Below are 13466 nucleotides of genomic sequence, written 5' to 3' on the forward strand. Positions count from 1 at the left end.
TCTAACGGGCCAGTTCGCGCCCGAGAAACGCCACCTGATCGGGAAGAACGCTGCGCCAGTAGCGATTCGTGTGTCCGCCGGCCGCTGTCCCGAATGCCGCCGGTGGGTGTAGTCCTGCGGCCCATTGACGCGTGTAGGTGTAGAACTGATCGCTCGAACCGATGGTGATCAGCAGCGGGATTTTGTCGAACGCGCGCTGCTGGCCGAACAGCGAGTTGCGCTGATAGTCGTCGAAACTGTCGAAGGCGCGCTGCGGGAAATTGTTCGGATCTGCCCACAGCGCAGGCGAACTCACCGCGATCGCAGCGACGCGGGGCGCGCCGAGTAGCGCTCCGAGGCGCAGTGCTCCGTAACCGCCCATCGACCAGCCGAAGAGCCCGAGTCGATCGGTGGACAAGTCGAGTTCGCGATTGCTCGCCAGCATCGGGATGAACTCGTCGAGAACCATTGCGCCGCCATCGGTTCCGTCGGCGCGCGCGTGCCAGTAGTTGCGCGCGCCGTCGACCGCGGCAATCGCGAACGGCGCATTGCCCGCGTCGACGTACTCCTGAAGCACGGTCTGGACGCTGAGCTTATTGGTGAAGATCGACTGCTCGTTTGTGTTCAACGCGTGCAGGACCACCACGACGGGGAGCGTGCCGGTCACACCCGACGGTCGTGCCACGGCCCAACGCGTCGGCCGACCACCCATCTTGGCGGAGACGAAGCTACCCGTGATGAGCTTCGGACCCTCGGCGATGGGCGCGGGCGAGGTCTCGATGGGCAACTCGTCGTCGGCGGAACGGGGGACCGCAGCTCGCCGCTCGTCGACAGTCACCGCATCCGAGCGTGAGCACGACGACAGTGAGAACGCCGACAGCGCTCCGATTGCCGAGACACCCAGGGCGGACGCGAGAACGGCCCGACGGTTGGGCTGCGCCGACGGCGCGTCGGAGGCGGGGTCGGCGCGCGGGGTTGCGGCGTTCGGCCGGTGATCGGTGCTCATCGAGTTCACAGGATAGTGGGCACCGATCAGATAGCGGCGATTGCCGCCTTCAGCTTGGTCGACGCGTCTGCGGCGACGTCGGGTAGCCCCGGCGCATCGGCGACCGCGACCATGATGTCGGGGTTCATCGCTTCGACGATCACTTCGCCCGTGACCTCGGGATTCGCCCGGACGACCACGTTGCACGGCAGCAGCAGACCGATCTGCCGTTCGATGCCGAGTGCGCGGTGCGCGAGACCGGGATTACACGCACCGAGGATGAGGTAGGGCTCGATGTCTTCGTCGAGCTTCTTCTTCAATGTCGCGGTGACGTCGATCTCGGTGAGCACGCCGAATCCCTGCTCTGCCAGCGCTGCGCGGGTGCGGGCGACGGCGTCGTCGAACTCCGTGGTGAGGGTGGTGGAGTAGCCGAGTTGCATGGCGTTTCCTTTCTTGTGTGCCCGGCGATTCTGTATGGCCGGGTTCAGGCCAGAGCGAGGAACAGCTTCTCGAGCTGTTCTTCTGTCATGGGTTCCGTCGTTGCCTCGTCGCCGGTGAGGCATTCACGCAGGCCCGTGGCGACGATCTTGAACCCGGCGCGGTCGAGTGCACGCGAGACCGCGGCGAGCTGCGTGACGACGTCCTTGCAGTCACGACCTTGCTCGATCATCGAGATCACGCCCGCGAGCTGACCGTGCGCACGGCGCAATCTGTTGAGTACGACGGTGATCGCTTCGTCGTCGCCGACCATGTGCGCCTCCTCGGGGTGGCTGGATATGGCTCCAATATACCCCAGGGGGTATCCGCCAAACCGTGAACCACCGTACTCGACGTTGCACCGTGCAACGCTGTTACGGCCGCCGAACGGTGGATTCGCCTGCCACGCTTCGCAACTCGTCGACTGTGTCGAGGACGAGTGCGCCGAGTTCTGTGTCGGTGTCGTCCGAGAGCCAGCGATCGAACGCTGCGGTGAAAGCGGCAATCGCCATGTCGGCGGCCAGCCGTGCGCGCACGGGGGCGTGGCCGCGGGCTTCCAGTGCCACGGCCAGTGCGTCCGCGAGCGAGGTCATCTTGAGTAGCTCCCGTTCGTGTAGCTCGGGAGTGGCGTCGATGATTCGCTGCCGGATTCGAGCGTGGTCGAGCCTGTCGACGAAGAACCGGCTGCTCGCCGCGGCGAGGGCGTGAGCAGCGGCGTCGAGCGGAGCAACGCCCGCGGGAGTATCGGCGACCGCTTCGATCGTCGCCCGCTCGAGGGTGCGCTCACGGTCGAACAGCACCTCGCGTTTGTCGCCGAAATGCCGATAGAAGGTCCGCTCGGTGACGTCCGCGCGCTCGGTGATGTCGGCGACCGAGGTCTCGTCGAAACCCTTCTCGAGGAACAACTCGACCGCGGCTGTCTGCATCCGCTCCCGTGATCCCGTCGGCCATCGACCCATCTGGCCAGAATAGCGTCGATGACAGAACCTGACATCAGGGGTAGCGTGAGTGATGTCAGATCATGTCATCACTACGAAGAGGCTTGTCATGCGCGTTTTTCTCACCGGTGCGTCGGGACACATCGGGTCCGCACTCATACCGGAGCTCATTACGGCTGGCCACAGCGTCGTCGGACTTGCTCGCTCTGACGACGCAGCCGCGCTCGTGGCCGACCGCGGGGCGGAGGTCGTCCGTGGTGGACTCGACGACCTCGACGTGCTGCGTGCCGCCGCGTCGGACTGCGACGGGGTCATCCATCTCGCCTTCCGACACGACCTCATGCAGGTCGGGGATATGGCAGGCGCCGCAGATTCCGACCTCGCGGCGCTCGCCGCCATCGGCGACGCCGTGCGCGGCACCGGCAAACCCCTGGTGGGTACATCCGGAACGCTTCTCTTGGCCGCTTCCGGCATCACCGGACGCCCCGGCACCGAGGAGGATGCGCTTCCTTCGGGGTACCGGATCGACTCCGAGAACTTCGTGATCGGACTCGCCGACGACGGTGTGCGGTCGTCGGTCGTGCGTCTACCTCCGACAGTGCACTCCGACCTCGACTGCCATGGCTTCGTCCCCGGGTTGATCGGATTCGCGCGTAACGCTGGCTCGTCGGGATACCTGGGTGACGGACACAACCGGTGGCCCGCGGTGCACACCCGCGACGCCGCGCGCGTCTATCGCCGTGCGCTCGAGTCGGCACCGGCAGGCACCCGGCTACACGCGGTTGCTGAGGAGGGTGTGCCGTTCCGGGAGATCGCCGCGGCCATCGGGCGGGGACTCGACGTCCCGGTGGTGTCGGTTCCCGCGGACAGGGCTGCTGACGTATTCGGTTATCTCGCAGGCTTCGTCGGTATCGACAATCCGACGGCTTCGACGCTGACTCGTGAACTGCTCGACTGGGAGCCGGAGTTCCCCGGTTTACTCAGCGACCTCGCGGCCGGGCACTACTTCACCTGAGTGCGCAATATGCCCAACGCGTGTGATCGCGAGGTCGAGATTCGCGAAAGCCAACCGTGCAGTGAAATCGCTTGGCAGCATGGGGGCCATGACGGCGGCGACCACTCCCAAGGGAGAGCGCAGGCGGTCGCGCCTCATCGCGGCTGCCGGAGAGTTGTTGCTGGAGGGCGGCTTCGACGCCGTGCGTCACCGAGCAGTTGCCGATCGTGCGCAATTGCCACTCGCGTCGACGACGTACTACTTCGGCTCGCTCGACGACCTGATGGCCGAGGCCGCGGGCTTCGTGTCGCGGGCAGACGAGCAGGCGATCGTCGATCGGGGTGAGGCGGTTGCACGGCGTCGTCGAGGAAGTCATGCGACCGCAGAGATCCTCGCCGACGTGTTCGTCGGTGAGAACACCCCCCACGACGAGTTGGCGGCCCGCTACGAAATGATCGCGCTCACACCGAGGTACCCGCGGCTCTACGACGTCGTGGCCGCGCGACGTGCGACGCTCGCCGCAACACACCTCGTCGTGCTCGACAGGTCGGGACGGTTGGCACGGGCCGCACACATCGAGAATCTCATCGCCATCGAAGACGGCGCCGTTCTCGGTGCGCTCGGCAGCGGATCGTCGCCGGCCGGCGCGACGCGCGACGCGCTCGGCGAGGTCGTCGACGTGCTGGCCCCGCGAGTGGAGGAACCACGGTGAATCAGCGGAGAACTGTCGTGGCGTGGCGCCACGGTATCGCTCGGGTTGTGGCGACCGTCGTCGTCGCGGTGGGCGTGCTCGTCGCAGCGTTGTCGGCGCAGGGCGCGGCGTCGGCCGAACCGGTCCAGGCGCCCGATCCGGGAGTGCCGTTCTCCTCGGTGGTCTACGGAACCGGATGCACGTATTGGCTGACGGGCTTGGTGAACTCGCGCGGGACGGTCACGTTCTGGGAGGGCAAGAAGGGCTACACACCACGGCTCATCGGGAGCGCCGAACCTGCGGGCGGCCAGGCGACGATCAGATGGATTCCCCGCCGGATCGGCGACAGATACCTCTACACCAAACAGAACGGTGTGCGGTCGAAGCTGACGCTTGCACGAGTGCACCAGGGCTACGGCTCGGGCGGGACGTGCATCGCGATCTGAGTCGCCGCCCGTGGCCGGTCGACGGCCAGACGCCCGTGACAGTCGAGTGTCGAGTACACGACTAGACTGTTGGCGTGTCGAAACCTGCCATCACCAATGTTCTGGCCAGCCGATATGCGTCTGCCGACCTCGCCGAGATCTGGTCGGCGACCAACAAGATCGCGCTTGAACGCCGCCTGTGGCTGGCTGTTCTGAAGGCGCAGCAGGACCTGGGGATCGAGGTCCCCGACGGCGCGGTCGCCGACTACGAGGCAGTCATCGACCAGATCGACCTCGCGTCGATCGCCGAGCGTGAGCGCATCACCCGCCACGACGTGAAGGCGCGCATCGAAGAGTTCAACGCGCTCGCCGGCCACGAGCAGATCCACAAGGGCATGACGAGCCGCGACCTCACCGAGAACGTCGAGCAGTTGCAGATCCTGCAATCGCTGCGTCACGTGTACGCGCACGGGATCACGGTGCTCGCACGACTCGTCGAGCATGCTGCGCAGTACAGCTCGACGGTGATGGCCGGACGTAGTCACAACGTTGCCGCGCAGGCCACGACGCTGGGCAAGAGGTTCGCATCTGCTGCCGACGAGCTCATGATCGCGTTGCAGCGCGTCGACGAAACGATCGACCGCTATCCGCTGCGTGGCGTCAAGGGGCCGATGGGTACCAGCCAGGACATGCTCGACCTGCTGGGCGGCGACGCGTCGAAGCTCGCCGACCTCGAAACGCGCGTCGCCGGGCACCTCGGATTCGCGCGATCGCTGACATCCGTCGGCCAGATCTACCCTCGCTCGCTCGATCACGACGTCGTGTCCGCGCTTGTGCAGGTGGGTGCGGGGCCGTCGTCGTTGGCGCACACGATCCGGCTGATGGCCGGCCACGAGCTGGTCACCGAGGGTTTCCAGCCGGGCCAGGTCGGGTCGTCGGCGATGCCGCACAAGATGAACACGCGTAGCTGTGAGCGCGTCAACGGCCTGCAGGTGGTGCTGCGTGGCTACGGCTCGATGGCTGCCGAACTCGCGGGCGCGCAGTGGAACGAGGGCGACGTGTTCTGCTCGGTTGTGCGACGCGTCGCGCTGCCGGATGCCTTCTTCGCGATCGACGGCATGCTGGAGACCTTCCTGACCGTGCTCGCCGAGTTCGGTGCCTACCCCGCGGTCATCGAGAACGAATTGGCCCGCTACCTGCCGTTCCTGGCCACCACCAAGGTGCTGATGGCATCGGTGCGAGCGGGCGTGGGGCGCGAGGCCGCGCATGAGGCGATCAAGGAGAACGCCGTCGCGGTTGCGCTCGCGATGCGTGAGGAAGGTCGCGAGCCCGACCTGCTCGACCGCTTGGCCGCCGACGAGCGCATCCCCCTCGACCGCGCCCAGCTCGACGCGCTACTCGACGACAAGGAGGCGTTCGTCGGAGCCGCAGGCCGCCAGGTCGCCGACGTCATCGCCGCCGCGGAGAAGCTCATCGCCGACAACCCCGAGGCCGCCAACTACGTGCCCGCACCCATCCTCTAGACGCTGGTTGAGCGGCGCTCCCGCTGGTTGAGCTTGTCGAAACCACCCGCTGGTTGAGCTGCCCCCCGCTGGTTGAGCTTGTCGAAACCACTCACTTCTTCTCGGAGTGCCCGAGTTGCCAGTCGGGCAGCGCGGTGTCGCGCAGGCGGCGCTTGAGCTCGGCGGCGTCGGGGAAACCGCCGTCGGCCTTGCGTTCCCAGAGCTGTGTCCCGTCGACGTCGATGCGGAAGATGCCGCCGGTGCCGGGGACCAGGGTGACCGAGCCGAGGTCGGTGCCGAAGGTGCTCAGGATCTCCGAGGCCATCCAGCTCGCGCGCAGCAGCCAGTTGCACTGCGTGCAGTAGGTGATGGTGATCGCGGGTGGGGTCATCTGCCTACGGTCCCACATGATGTGCCGGGGCTCCGAAGTCCGGCTGTCAACCCGAACATGTCTGCGCGCCGACGCAGCAACTAAGGTCGAAGCATGCGTCCAGCTCTCGATTCGTACACCTTTGTGGCCTCGGGCAAGGTGCGCGAGATCTATCAGATCGATTCCGACACCCTGCTCATGGTCGCCAGCGACCGCATCTCGGCGTACGACTTCGTGCTCTCGCCGGAGATACCCGACAAGGGTCGCATCCTCACCGCGATGAGCTTCTTCTGGTTCGACGCGCTCGGCGTGCCGAACCATCTCGCCGGTGGCCCCGACGACGAGCGCATACCCGCTGAGCTCGTGGGTCGGTCAATGGTGGTGCACAAGCTGCCGATGGTTCCCGTCGAATGCGTCGCCCGCGGCTATCTGACCGGGTCCGGTCTCATCGACTACAACAAGACCGGCGCGGTGTGCGGCGTCGTACTCCCGTCGGGTCTGCATGAGGCCGACAAGCTGCCGGAACCGATCTTCACTCCCGCGACCAAGGCGGAGCAGGGTGATCATGACGAGAACATCACCTTCGAGCAGGCTGCAGATGTCGTCGGCACCGACCTCGCCGAGTCCCTGCGCACCGCGACGCTCGACATCTACGGCAGGGGAGCCGATCTCGCCGCAGGGCGCGGAATCATCCTGGCCGACACCAAGTTCGAGTTCGGTCAAACCCCCGACGGCTCGCTCGTCCTCGCCGACGAGGTGCTGACCCCCGACTCGTCCCGATACTGGGACGCCGCCTCGTATTCGCCGGGACACGTACAACCCAGCTTCGACAAGCAGATCGTCCGCAACTGGCTGACCTCGGCGGCGTCGGGCTGGGACCGATCGTCCGACGACCCGCCGCCCAGCCTGCCCGCTGACGTCGTCGAGCGCACCCGCGCACGTTATATCGAAGCCTACGAACTGATTTCGCAGAAGTCGTTCGACGACTGGCCCGACCACGCATAGGAGACCCGTGACCGACGCACAACCCGGCAACGCTGCCACCCCGACCGCGTCCTCCCCGGCGGTACCGCCGGTCGCGAAGAAGGTTCGTACCGAGCGCACCCACCATGGCGACACCTTCGTCGACGAGTACGAGTGGTTGCGCGACAAGGACGACGCCGAGGTGATCGCCTTCCTCGAGGCCGAGAACGCCTACACAGAGGCGAATACGGCTCAGCTCGCAGACCTGCGCGCCACCATTTTCGGTGAGATCAAGTCGCGCACCAAGGAAACCGACATGTCGGTGCCGGGCCGACGCGGCGGCTACTGGTACTACGGCCGCACGCAGGAGGGTAAGCAGTACGGCATCCAATGTCGTTGCCCCATCGTCGATGTCGACAACTGGACACCGCCCGAGGTGTCCGACGACGCACCGCTGCCGGGCGAGGAGATTTTGCTCGACGCCAACGTCGAAGCAGAAGGCCACGAGTTCTTCAGCCTCGGTTCGCTCGCCATCAGCCACGACGGCAAGTGGCTCGCGTACAGCACCGACGTCGTCGGTGACGAGCGATACACGTTGCGGTTCAAGAACCTCGAGACCGGCGAACTGCTCCCCGACGTCATCACCGACACCGCGGGCGGAGCGTCGTGGTCACTCGACGCCAAGCACGTGTTCTATCAGACGGTCGACGCCGCGTGGCGCCCGGATACGGTGTGGCGCCACGACATCGGGGCTGGCACCGACGACGTGACGGTGTTCCACGAGCCGGACGAGCGATACTGGGTCGGCATGGGTTCGACGCGCAGCGACAAGTACCTGATGATCGTGACGGGATCGAAGATCACGTCGGAGTGCTTTGTGCTTGCCGCCGACGATCCGACGGGTGAATTCCGCAGTGTCGCACCGCGTGTCGATGGCGTCGAGTATTCGGTTGAGCATGCCGAGATCTCCGGTCGCGACTACTTCTTGATCGTGCACAATGACATCCGCGACGGCGAGAAGGCCGACGACTTCGCGATCGACATCGCACCCGTCGACGACCCCTCTGCCCGAACCGAATTCATCGGTCATCGCCGCGGCGTCCGGATCGAGGACATCGACGCCTTCCGCGACTACCTCGTCCTGTCGTATCGCGCCGACGCGCTGCCCCGGGTCTCGATTGCCGATCTGCGCCGTATCGACGGCATGCCGGTCGCGGAGGACTTCATCGAGGTCGCAGTCGCGCAGGAGCTGTTCTCGCTGGGGCTCGCCGGCAACCGCGAATGGGCAACGCCCCGTCTGCGTTTCGGATACGGCAGCTTCATCGAACCCGCCGAGTTGTTCGAGCTCGACGTCGAAACAGGTGAACGCACGCTGCTCAAGCGGCAGCCTGTACTCGGCGGCTACGACCCCGACGAGTACGAGCAGTCCCGCGAATGGGCAACGGCCGCAGACGGAACGCAGATCCCGCTGTCGATCGTCCGACGCAAGGGTGTCGGAGTCGACGGCAGTGAGAGTTCTTCGCCCGCACCGCTGTTGCTCTACGGCTACGGCTCGTACGAGGCGAGTTTCGATCCCGGTTTCTCGGTGTCACGATTGTCGATGCTCGATCGCGGCGTCGTATTCGTGCTCGCACACGTGCGCGGCGGTGGCGAGATGGGGCGTCACTGGTATGAGAACGGCAAGACGCTCACCAAGAAGAACACCTTCACCGACTTCGTCGATTCGGCGCGATACCTGGTCGACAAGGGCTGGACCACGCCGAAACTGATGGTCGCAGAAGGTGGTTCGGCAGGCGGACTGCTGATGGGGGCGGTCGCCAATCTCGCGCCCGAGTTGTTCAACGGCATTCTGGCGTCGGTGCCCTTCGTCGACGCACTGAACTCGATCCTCGATCCGTCGCTGCCGCTGACGGTCATCGAATGGGACGAGTGGGGAGATCCGCTGCACGACGCGGAGGTCTACGAGTATATGAAGTCGTACTCGCCGTACGAGAACGTCACCGCACAGCCCTATCCGTCGATCCTGGCCGAGACGTCGCTCAACGACACCCGCGTGATGTACACGGAAGCGGCGAAATGGGTTGCGAAGCTTCAGGCGTTGAGTACCTCCGATGCTCCGATCATGCTCAAGACCGAGATGTCGGCCGGCCACGGCGGCGTCAGCGGTCGCTACAAACAGTGGGAAGAAGTCGCTTTCGAACTGGCCTGGATTCTTCAGCAGACCGGCGCGCTGACCGAGTAGACCACAACGACAAAGTTGCCCCTGGCCGCGATCTCCGCAGCCAGGGGCAACTTGTTTGGTGACCAGCCGATCAGGTCAGTGCATGACGATCGGCGCGCGGTCCATGTCCTCCTCGACCAGAGGCGACGCGATCTTCTTGCGCGGCAGGAAGAACGCCGGGATGATCGTCACCGCGATCAGCGCGACGGCCACGATGAACGTGGTGCCGAAAGCCTCGGCGGCCCAACTGAACCACTGATCCGGCGGGTCCTGAGGTGCCATTCCGGCCTTCACGGCCATGTCGTACTTCTCGGGAGCCGCATTCGACGCGATCGCCAGTTGTGACTCGGCATGCGCCTTGAGGTTGGTCGCGAGGATCACCGAGATGATCGCGGTACCGATCGACGACGCGGTCTGCTGCACGACGTTCATCAGCGTCGAGCCGTCGGGCACCTGCTTGTTGCTCAGTGTTGCCAGCGCTGCCGACATGATCGGCATCATCGTCATACCCATGCCGAGGCCCTGGACGAACAGCGCGCCACAGAGCAGCCAGTACGGCGTGTCGGAACCGAGGAACATGAACGTGCCCATACCGAGTGCCATCAGGACGATGCCCACGAGTACGAACTTGCCCGGGCCGATCTTGTCGGTCATCCTGCCTGCGATCGGCATGGTGAGCATGGCGCCGATACCCTGCGGTGCCAGCAGCAGGCCTGCCGCGAGCGTGCTCTCGCCGCGGACTCCGATGAAGTACTGCGGATAGAGCAGCGCCGCACCGAAGAAGGCGATCATGAAGAACGTCATCGTGATGACGGCGATCGCCAGCACCTTGTTCTTGAACAGTCGCAGGTCGAGCAGCGGATGGTTGGTGTGCAGTGCGTGCCAGACGAATCCGAGGATGAGGATCAGGCCGATGATCGACGTGGTCAGGACCTTCGTGTCGATGAACGTACCCGCCTCGGTACTCGACGAGATTCCGTAGAGGAACAACGCAAGACCAGGGGACAACAACAGCAGCCCGAGGATGTCGATCTTGGGTTTCGATTTCTCCTCGTCGTTGCGCAGCGCGAACCACGAATAGACAAGGGCCACGATGCCGATCGGCACGTTGATGAGGAACACCCAGTGCCAGCTCGCCTTCTCGATGAGCAGGCCGCCGAGGATCGGTCCCGCGATGGGACCGAGCAACATCGGGATACCGAGAACCGCCATCACCGAACCGACGCGCTCGGGGCCCGCCGCCTTGGTGAGGATCATCATGCCGATCGGCATGAGGAGGCCGCCGCCGAGACCCTGCACCACGCGGAATGCCACGAGGGAGCCGATGTTCCATGCCAGGGCACAGAGCGCGGAGCCGATGGTGAACAGGATCAGCGACGTCATGTAGACGTTCTTGGTGCCGAATCGTGCTGCAGCCCAACTCGACAGCGGGATCACAGCGGCCAACGCCAGCGTGTAGCCGGTCATCGTCCATGCGGCGCCCGCGGCGTCGGTGTTGAACTCGTTCTGGAAGGTGTTCTGCGCGACCGAGACCACGGTGACGTCGAGGATCGACATGATCGCGCCGAGCACGACCACACCGGCGACGATCAGCACATGGCGATCGAGCTTGGTGTCCGGTGGGCCGGCGTGCGCGTGCGCGCCGGCAGAGGAACTCGTCATGAGGGATCTTTCGGTTCGGAGGTGGACGGTGTCGCAGTGCGGGTCCTCGAGGACTCGCGGTCGAGAGTGAAGTAGTCGACATCGGCGTCGACGATGTTCCGTAATGCAGACGTCAGCGCGGCCCGGAATTCATCGGGCAGTCCGTCGATGAATCGTCCGACGAGGTCTCGCTTGATGTCCAACTGTTTTTCGACGGTCTCGCGGCCCTGGTCGGTCAGCGTCACGAGCTTGACCCGACGATCGCCCGGATCCTCGCGACGATCGACCAGCCCGGCCTGCACCAGCCGGTCGACGGTGCGACCCGCGGTCGCAATCGAGAGGTCGACGCACTCGGCGATCTCGTGGACGGGCATCGGGGCGTCGTGCATCGATACGACGAAAAGGGCGCGGAACTGCGTGAACGTCAGCTCCGACGCCGCGAGAGTGTCCATGGCCTCGGCGGTGCCGAGGCAGGAGAGTCGCTCCAGAAAACTGCTGAGCGCATCACATGCGGCGTCGTTCTGGAGCTGAGCGGGAGCGGACACTTGAAAACACTAACGCCCCTGCAACTATCTCACCAACGCAAATATATGTGAGATGTAACCATGGTCGAGGCCTATTGTGATCTGCGACATATCTCGGTGGATGGCCGCCGGTGACTACTCTCGATCCCATGTCGGAAACCAACATCAAGAACATCCCGGTCACCGCGCTCGACGGCTCGGCGCTGAGCCTCGCTGACTTCTCCGGGCCGCTGCTCGTGGTCAACGTCGCGAGCAAGTGCGGCCTCACGCCGCAGTACGCGGGCCTCGAGGAGGTCGCCGAGAAGTACGCAGACCGCGGGCTGACCGTCGTCGGCGTGCCCTGCAACCAGTTCATGGGCCAGGAGCCCGGCAGCGCCGAAGAGATCGCCACCTTCTGCTCGACCACCTACGGCGTGACCTTCCCGCTGCTGGAGAAGACCGACGTCAACGGTGACGACCGGCATCCGCTCTACGCCGAGCTCACCAAGACCGAAGATGCCAACGGCGAGGCGGGCGACGTGCAGTGGAATTTCGAGAAGTTCGTCGTCGACGCCGACGGCCACGTGACCACTCGCATCCGCCCGCGCACCGAGCCGACAGACCCGGTCGTGATCGAAGCCATCGAAGCGGTGCTCTGACCGGGTCGACTCCAAGACCGGGCCAACTTCAAGCCAGGTCAACCCAGAACCGGCAAACCGCGACCGGAGAGTGCAGGTTGCGGGTTGAACGGTAAGGTGAGAGCCGTCGAAAATCCGTCGGCGTCTCGTCGAGCGGATGTCACGTGAGAAGAGGAGCGCTAGCCGATGGCACGAGTGGTGGTCGACGTGATGCCCAAGGCCGAAATCCTCGATCCGCAGGGGCAGGCCATCGTCGGAGCCCTCGGTCGGCTCGGATTCGACGGCGTCTCCGAGGTACGGCAGGGCAAGCGATTCGAGCTCGAGGTCGACGACTCGGTCGATGACGTGACCCTCGGCCGGATCGCAGAAGAACTGCTCACCAACACGGTGATCGAGAACTTCACCGTCTCCCGCATCGCCGACTGACGGCACGAGATCGAGTCGAGTAGGACCCACATGACTGCACGTATCGGTGTCATCACCTTCCCCGGAACCCTCGACGACGTCGACGCATCGCGTGCGGTGCGCATCGCGGGCGCCGAGGCCGTCGAACTCTGGCACGGCGACGCCGACCTCAAGGGGGTCGACGCGGTGATCGTTCCCGGCGGCTTCTCCTACGGCGACTATCTGCGTGCCGGCGCGATCGCCAAGTTCGCTCCCGTGATGGGTGCGGTGATCGAGGCGGCCGAGCGTGGAATGCCGGTTCTGGGAATCTGCAACGGTTTTCAGATCCTGTGCGAGGCAGGATTGCTGCCCGGCGCGCTCACCCGCAACGAGGGTCTGCACTTCATCTGCCAGGACCAGTGGCTCAAGGTCGAGAACAACACGACGGCGTGGACGTCGCGGTTCGACGCAGGCGCCGAGATCCTCATCCCGCTGAAGTCGGGCGAGGGTCGCTACGTCGCGCCGGAGCGCAAGCTCGAAGAACTCAAGGGTGAGGGCCTGGTCGTATTCACCTACGCCGGAAGCAATCCCAACGGTTCCGTCCTCGACATCGCCGGCATCTCCAGCCCCAACGGACGCATCGTCGGACTCATGCCGCACCCCGAGCACGCGACCGAAGCGCTGACCGGCCCCAGCGACGACGGTCTCGGGCTGTTCTACTCCGCGATCGACGCCGTACTCGCCAACGCCTGATC

Annotated in this window: 16 protein-coding genes; 9 read left to right on the forward strand and 7 right to left on the reverse strand. The window is 65.1% G+C overall.

Annotation, left to right across the window (positions count from 1 at the left end; all coding sequences use genetic code 11):
- Nucleotide 1: 1 nt before the first annotated feature.
- The 4 genes from RND64_RS03500 to RND64_RS03515 all read right to left on the reverse strand — a co-directional run bounded on the left by RND64_RS03500 (nucleotide 2) and on the right by RND64_RS03515 (nucleotide 2400).
- Entirely contained in the window at nucleotides 2–985 is a 984-nt protein-coding gene (locus RND64_RS03500; RefSeq protein ID WP_049698030.1) for an alpha/beta hydrolase, read from the reverse strand.
- Between the two features lie 26 nt (nucleotides 986–1011).
- Entirely contained in the window at nucleotides 1012–1404 is a 393-nt protein-coding gene (locus RND64_RS03505; protein ID WP_049697670.1) for a DUF302 domain-containing protein, read from the reverse strand.
- A gap of 44 nt (nucleotides 1405–1448) precedes the next feature.
- The gene (locus tag RND64_RS03510; protein ID WP_005207431.1) at nucleotides 1449–1715 is read right to left on the reverse strand and encodes a metal-sensitive transcriptional regulator; all 267 of its coding nucleotides are present in this window, start codon (nucleotides 1713–1715) and stop codon (nucleotides 1449–1451) included.
- Between the two features lie 100 nt (nucleotides 1716–1815).
- Complete coding sequence (locus RND64_RS03515) at nucleotides 1816–2400, reverse strand: TetR family transcriptional regulator (protein WP_049697671.1); 585 nt, start codon at nucleotides 2398–2400, stop codon at nucleotides 1816–1818.
- Nucleotides 2401–2488: 88 nt separating this feature from the next.
- Here RND64_RS03515 and RND64_RS03520 point away from each other — a divergent pair, with 88 nt between their 5' ends.
- The 4 genes from RND64_RS03520 to purB all read left to right on the forward strand — a co-directional run bounded on the left by RND64_RS03520 (nucleotide 2489) and on the right by purB (nucleotide 6012).
- Nucleotides 2489–3394, forward strand: coding sequence for an SDR family oxidoreductase (locus RND64_RS03520; protein ID WP_049698031.1), 906 nt, complete (start codon nucleotides 2489–2491; stop codon nucleotides 3392–3394).
- Between the two features lie 79 nt (nucleotides 3395–3473).
- Nucleotides 3474–4085: a TetR/AcrR family transcriptional regulator gene (locus RND64_RS03525; RefSeq protein WP_049698032.1), complete on the forward strand. Its 612-nt coding sequence runs from the start codon at nucleotides 3474–3476 to the stop codon at nucleotides 4083–4085.
- A 17-nt stretch (nucleotides 4086–4102) separates the two neighbouring features.
- Complete coding sequence (locus tag RND64_RS03530; protein ID WP_235434289.1) at nucleotides 4103–4510, forward strand: hypothetical protein; 408 nt, start codon at nucleotides 4103–4105, stop codon at nucleotides 4508–4510.
- 74 nt (nucleotides 4511–4584) lie between these two features.
- Complete coding sequence (gene purB / locus RND64_RS03535; protein WP_049697672.1) at nucleotides 4585–6012, forward strand: adenylosuccinate lyase; 1428 nt, start codon at nucleotides 4585–4587, stop codon at nucleotides 6010–6012.
- 91 nt (nucleotides 6013–6103) lie between these two features.
- Here purB and RND64_RS03540 read toward each other — a convergent pair whose 3' ends face one another.
- Nucleotides 6104–6382: a SelT/SelW/SelH family protein gene (locus RND64_RS03540; RefSeq protein WP_049698034.1), complete on the reverse strand. Its 279-nt coding sequence runs from the start codon at nucleotides 6380–6382 to the stop codon at nucleotides 6104–6106.
- A gap of 93 nt (nucleotides 6383–6475) precedes the next feature.
- On the opposite strand from RND64_RS03540, the gene RND64_RS03545 reads away from it, so the two are divergent.
- Nucleotides 6476–7366 (forward strand): phosphoribosylaminoimidazolesuccinocarboxamide synthase, encoded by an 891-nt coding sequence (locus RND64_RS03545; protein ID WP_049697673.1) that lies wholly within the window; start codon nucleotides 6476–6478, stop codon nucleotides 7364–7366.
- A 7-nt stretch (nucleotides 7367–7373) separates the two neighbouring features.
- Nucleotides 7374–9566 (forward strand): S9 family peptidase, encoded by a 2193-nt coding sequence (locus RND64_RS03550; protein ID WP_049697674.1) that lies wholly within the window; start codon nucleotides 7374–7376, stop codon nucleotides 9564–9566.
- Nucleotides 9567–9641: 75 nt separating this feature from the next.
- Here RND64_RS03550 and RND64_RS03555 read toward each other — a convergent pair whose 3' ends face one another.
- The gene (locus tag RND64_RS03555; protein WP_049697675.1) at nucleotides 9642–11207 is read right to left on the reverse strand and encodes a DHA2 family efflux MFS transporter permease subunit; all 1566 of its coding nucleotides are present in this window, start codon (nucleotides 11205–11207) and stop codon (nucleotides 9642–9644) included.
- Nucleotides 11204–11731: a MarR family winged helix-turn-helix transcriptional regulator gene (locus RND64_RS03560; RefSeq protein WP_064868884.1), complete on the reverse strand. Its 528-nt coding sequence runs from the start codon at nucleotides 11729–11731 to the stop codon at nucleotides 11204–11206. Before RND64_RS03560 ends, RND64_RS03555 begins: the two co-directional genes overlap by 4 nt.
- A 128-nt stretch (nucleotides 11732–11859) precedes the next feature.
- Between RND64_RS03560 and RND64_RS03565 the strand changes: the two genes are divergently transcribed.
- From RND64_RS03565 to purQ, 3 genes are all read left to right on the forward strand, one after another.
- Entirely contained in the window at nucleotides 11860–12348 is a 489-nt protein-coding gene (locus tag RND64_RS03565) for a glutathione peroxidase (protein WP_049697677.1), read from the forward strand.
- A gap of 165 nt (nucleotides 12349–12513) precedes the next feature.
- A complete protein-coding gene (gene purS / locus RND64_RS03570) occupies nucleotides 12514–12753 on the forward strand; it encodes a phosphoribosylformylglycinamidine synthase subunit PurS (RefSeq protein WP_005207443.1) in 240 nt (79 codons plus the stop codon).
- Between the two features lie 30 nt (nucleotides 12754–12783).
- Nucleotides 12784–13464 carry a phosphoribosylformylglycinamidine synthase subunit PurQ gene (purQ, locus tag RND64_RS03575; RefSeq protein ID WP_005207444.1) on the forward strand — a complete coding sequence of 227 codons (681 nt, stop codon included), beginning with the start codon at nucleotides 12784–12786 and terminating at the stop codon, nucleotides 13462–13464.
- Nucleotides 13465–13466: the final 2 nt, after the last annotated feature.

Source organism: Gordonia sp. w5E2, assembly GCF_036540975.1.
Lineage (GTDB): Bacteria > Actinomycetota > Actinomycetes > Mycobacteriales > Mycobacteriaceae > Gordonia > Gordonia jacobaea.

Bases quoted from the DNA above. Each gene is read 5' to 3' on its own strand.
- RND64_RS03500 (WP_049698030.1), bottom strand. From the start codon at position 985: ATGAGCACCGATCACCGGCCGAACGCCGCAACCCCGCGCGCCGACCCC.
- RND64_RS03505 (WP_049697670.1), bottom strand. From the start codon at position 1,404: ATGCAACTCGGCTACTCCACCACCCTCACCACGGAGTTCGACGACGCC.
- RND64_RS03510 (WP_005207431.1), bottom strand. From the start codon at position 1,715: ATGGTCGGCGACGACGAAGCGATCACCGTCGTACTCAACAGATTGCGC.
- RND64_RS03515 (WP_049697671.1), bottom strand. From the start codon at position 2,400: ATGGGTCGATGGCCGACGGGATCACGGGAGCGGATGCAGACAGCCGCG.
- RND64_RS03520 (WP_049698031.1), top strand. From the start codon at position 2,489: ATGCGCGTTTTTCTCACCGGTGCGTCGGGACACATCGGGTCCGCACTC.
- RND64_RS03525 (WP_049698032.1), top strand. From the start codon at position 3,474: ATGGGGGCCATGACGGCGGCGACCACTCCCAAGGGAGAGCGCAGGCGG.
- RND64_RS03540 (WP_049698034.1), bottom strand. From the start codon at position 6,382: ATGACCCCACCCGCGATCACCATCACCTACTGCACGCAGTGCAACTGG.
- RND64_RS03545 (WP_049697673.1), top strand. From the start codon at position 6,476: ATGCGTCCAGCTCTCGATTCGTACACCTTTGTGGCCTCGGGCAAGGTG.
- RND64_RS03555 (WP_049697675.1), bottom strand. From the start codon at position 11,207: ATGACGAGTTCCTCTGCCGGCGCGCACGCGCACGCCGGCCCACCGGAC.
- RND64_RS03565 (WP_049697677.1), top strand. From the start codon at position 11,860: ATGTCGGAAACCAACATCAAGAACATCCCGGTCACCGCGCTCGACGGC.
- purS (WP_005207443.1), top strand. From the start codon at position 12,514: ATGGCACGAGTGGTGGTCGACGTGATGCCCAAGGCCGAAATCCTCGAT.
- purQ (WP_005207444.1), top strand. From the start codon at position 12,784: ATGACTGCACGTATCGGTGTCATCACCTTCCCCGGAACCCTCGACGAC.